This is a genomic window from Vibrio sp. 811, from assembly GCF_033339195.1.
The window spans coordinates 1-1,060 of record NZ_JAWOUB010000115.1; the positions used below are offsets into that span (position 1 = coordinate 1).

Consider the following 1,060-nt stretch of genomic DNA (forward strand, 5'->3'; position numbering starts at 1 on the left):
TATGCCAGGTGCGGTAACTATCGCAACAAACATGGCGGGTCGTGGTACAGATATCGTGCTAGGTGGTAGCTGGCAAGCAAAAGTTGAATCACTACAAGATCCAACGAAAGAGCAAATCGACGCAATCAAAGCTGAGTGGAAAAAAGTTCACGATCAAGTTTTAGATGCTGGTGGTCTGCACATCATCGGTACTGAGCGTCATGAATCTCGTCGTATCGATAACCAGTTACGTGGCCGTTCTGGTCGTCAAGGTGATGCGGGTTCATCTCGTTTCTACCTATCGATGGAAGACTCACTACTGCGTATCTTCACTTCAGATCGTATGGCAAGCTTGATTCAAAGCGGTATGGAAGAAGGTGAAGCAATCGAATCTAAGATGTTGTCTCGTTCTATTGAAAAAGCACAACGCAAAGTGGAAGGTCGCAACTTCGACATCCGTAAACAGCTTCTTGAATACGATGACGTGGCGAACGATCAACGTAAAGTGGTTTACGAACTGCGTGATGAGCTCATGAACGTTGACGATATCAGCGACATGATTGAACAAAACCGTGAAGATGTGCTCACAGCGATCATCGACGAATACATTCCACCACAATCTCTAGAAGACATGTGGGATGTGGAAGGTCTTCAAGAACGTTTGAAAGCAGATTTCGATCTAGATGCGCCAATCAAGCAATGGCTTGAGGAAGACGACAAACTGTACGAAGAAGCGCTGCGCGAGAAGATTATCAGCCTAGCCGTTGAAGTATACAAAGCGAAAGAAGAAGTTGTGGGTGCACAAGTGCTTCGTAACTTCGAAAAATCAGTGATGCTTCAAACACTCGATACGCTTTGGAAAGAGCATCTGGCGGCGATGGATCATCTGCGTCAAGGTATCCACCTACGTGGCTACGCACAAAAGAACCCGAAACAAGAGTACAAACGTGAATCGTTTGAATTGTTTGAAGGTTTACTTGAAGCGCTAAAGACTGACGTTATTACTGTTCTGTCTCGTGTCCGCGTTCAACAGCAAGAAGAAGTTGAGCGTATGGAAGAGCAACGTCGTGCACAAGCAGAA

1 pseudogene is annotated in these 1,060 nt (G+C 45.8%); it reads left to right on the forward strand.

Annotation, left to right across the window (positions count from 1 at the left end):
- A pseudogene (secA, locus tag R7Q46_RS25200) lies at positions 1-1,060 on the forward strand (preprotein translocase subunit SecA); the annotation flags it as partial.